At 69.7% G+C, this 2,645-nt stretch carries 3 protein-coding genes; 1 reads left to right on the top strand and 2 read right to left on the bottom strand.

The genetic code is table 11. The annotated features are described in order from the left end of the window. Nucleotides 1–119 precede the first annotated feature (119 nt). Nucleotides 120–782 (bottom strand): PadR family transcriptional regulator, encoded by a 663-nt coding sequence (locus WBP48_RS05020; RefSeq protein ID WP_424436988.1) that lies wholly within the window; start codon nt 780–782, stop codon nt 120–122. A 2-nt stretch (nt 783–784) separates the two neighbouring features. Beyond that, complete coding sequence (locus WBP48_RS05015) at nt 785–1,681, bottom strand: DUF4097 family beta strand repeat-containing protein (protein ID WP_424436985.1); 897 nt, start codon at nt 1,679–1,681, stop codon at nt 785–787. A gap of 170 nt (nt 1,682–1,851) precedes the next feature. Between WBP48_RS05015 and WBP48_RS05010 the strand changes: the two genes are divergently transcribed. Then, complete coding sequence (locus WBP48_RS05010) at nt 1,852–2,613, top strand: MerR family transcriptional regulator (protein WP_424436982.1); 762 nt, start codon at nt 1,852–1,854, stop codon at nt 2,611–2,613. Nucleotides 2,614–2,645: the final 32 nt, after the last annotated feature.

The following is a 2,645-nucleotide window of genomic DNA, read 5'->3' as shown; positions in this document are numbered from 1 at the left end:
GCGTCGTTTCGTAGCGGCTCGGTCGGAACGTAGCGGCTCGCCGAGGTTGTTGGTGCGCGGGGGCATCACCGCCGCGCACCCCGCGAGCGAAGCGAGTCGAAACGCGGAAGCGGTCACGGTCAGCGGCGCAACGCGTGCGTCAGCGCGCGGGAGGCGTCGTCGAGCGCGTGGGACAGGTCGTCGACGACGGATGCCGCGAGCTCGCCGCCGTGGGCGACGTGCGACCGCAGGTCGGCGCGCACGTTCGCCCGGAACTCGCCCACGATCGACTCCGCCCGCCGCAACTGCTCGCGTGCCAGGACGCGGAAATCGTCCGACGCCGAACCGGCTGACCCCGAACCGGCTGACCCCGAACCCGCCGTCGAACCCGCAGCGGCGTGCTCCTTGGTCGAGTTCCGCTCCGCCTGCGCTGATGCGGCGAGGTCGGCGCGCAGGCTCTTCATCGCCTCCCGGACGCTGCCCCGCACCTCCTCGGCGATGAGCCGGACGCTGTCGGCCAGCCCCGCCTCGATCCCCTCCAGCTCACCGGCGCGCGCGGCGACCTCGGCGCGGCCGGCCTCGGTGATCTCGTAGACCGTCTTGCGGCCGTCGACCACCTTGGTGACCAGGCCTTCCTCCTCGAGCTTCGCCAGCCGCGGATAGATCGTCCCGGCGCTCGGCGTGTACGTCCCGCCGGTGCGGTCCGACAGCGCCTGCATCAGGTCGTACCCGTGGCGCGGTGACTCGTCGAGCAGGTTCAGCAGGTACAGCCGTAGGTCGCCGTGAGAGAACACGGGTGCCATCGTCAGACCTCCTCGGGGAACGTCGGCTCCGTCGTAACGGACGGCTGTGAGGGTGCGTCGGTGACGGATGCCGCGGCATCCGCGTCCTGCGACACCGAACGGCGCAGGACGGTGACGTCTCCCGAGACCGAGTTCGCGCGCACGTCGACGAAGCTGCCGCTGAGCTCGCCGACCGAGTCGACGTAGTTCGACGGGCCCGAGGTCGAGCGCTTGACGCCGTCGACCATGAGCCGACCGCTGACGCTGCGCAGCACGAAGTTGGCCGCGAGGCCCTCGTCGAGGCGGACGGTGGAGTCTCCCGAGACGGTGTTGAGGTTCACGGCATCCACTCGGCCCGTCGAGTCCACGAGCATGTTGCCGGAGACCGTGTCGATCATGGCCTTGCGGATGCTGCCGGTGGCCGCGACCTCGCCCGAGACGGAGTTGGCGCTGAGCGTGCCGTCGAGCCCGCGGATCTGCACGTCGCCCGAGACCGCGTTGACGGACGTGTCGCCCACGAGACCGTCGACGATGATGTCGCCCGACACGGTGTTCAGGCGCGCGTTGGTCTCCAGACCCGACACGAGGGCGCTCGCGCTCACGACGCCGAGCGTCAGGGCGATGGCGCGGGGGACCGCGACGCTGATCTCGGCCTTCGGGCCCGAGGTGCCGAAGTTGCGGAACACCTCGAGGAAGTTGTCCCAGCGCAGCTGCGGGTGGTCGATCTCCACGACATCGCCGGATGCCTCGATGCGCAGATCCTTGATGGTGACGGCGTGCACCTCGATGCGCACGCCGGGTTCGTCGTGGGCGACGACGTCGATCTGGCCGCCGACGAGGCCGACCTTCAGCTTGCGGATGTCTTCGAGGTCGATCACCCGGGTCTCGCCCGGCTTGATCAGCCACTTCTCGAGTGTCATGGGGTCTTCTCCTTTGTCGCGCGATCTTCTGTCGCGTGCTCTTCGCGTATCGAGATATATCGCGTTGGATCGAGCGTAACACGATATATCTCGATCTGTCGAGGGGGGCGTCGTCTTGGGCTTGACCCGCACTTGACCTTGACGCGGCGTCAACCTCTACCGTGGTCGCCATGACGGAATGGTCGATCCAGCAGGTCGCGAAGCTGGCGGGCACGACGAGCCGCACGCTGCGCCACTACGGCGATATCGGGCTGTTCGCGCCGTCGCGCGTGGCGTCCAACGGCTACCGCTACTACGACAGCACCGCGCTCGTGCGGCTGCAGCGGATTCTGCTGTTGCGCGAGCTCGGGCTCTCGCTGACGCAGATCGCGGAGATCCTCGACCGGCCGACGGAGGCCGAGCACGCGCTCGCCGGGCATCTGGCGTGGCTGCGCGACGAGCAGCAGAGGCTGACGCGGCAGATCGCGTCCGTCGAGGCGACCATCACGACACTGGAGAAAGGAGAGGAGCCCATGGCGCACGACATGTTCGACGGGTTCGATCACACGCGGCACAAGGGCGAGGTCATCGAGCGATGGGGAGAGCAGGCGTACGCCGACTCCGACCGGTGGTGGCGGGGGATGGATGCCGCCGCGCGCGGCGACTGGAAGGCCCAGGCCGCGGCGCTGAACGCGGCGTGGCAGGATGCCGCGGCATCCGGGATCTCTGCGGACAGCCCCACGGCGCAACAGCTCGCCGAACGGCACGTCGCGTGGCTGCGGGGAATCCCGGGAACGCCCGCAGCCGCGCCCGGCGGAGACATCGCCGGCTACGTGCGCGGCCTCGGCGAACTGTACGTCGTCGACGAGCGGTTCGCCGCGAATTACGGCGGCACCGCCGGCGCGCGCTTCGTCCGCGATGCCCTGACCGCCTACGCCGACGCGAACCTCTGATCGGGCTCACCGCGGCGCGCGGGTGCCGGGGC

It is taken from the genome of Microbacterium sp. (genome assembly GCF_049661145.1).
GTDB lineage: Bacteria > Actinomycetota > Actinomycetes > Actinomycetales > Microbacteriaceae > Microbacterium.
This window is presented reverse-complemented; position numbering and strand designations above follow the sequence as displayed.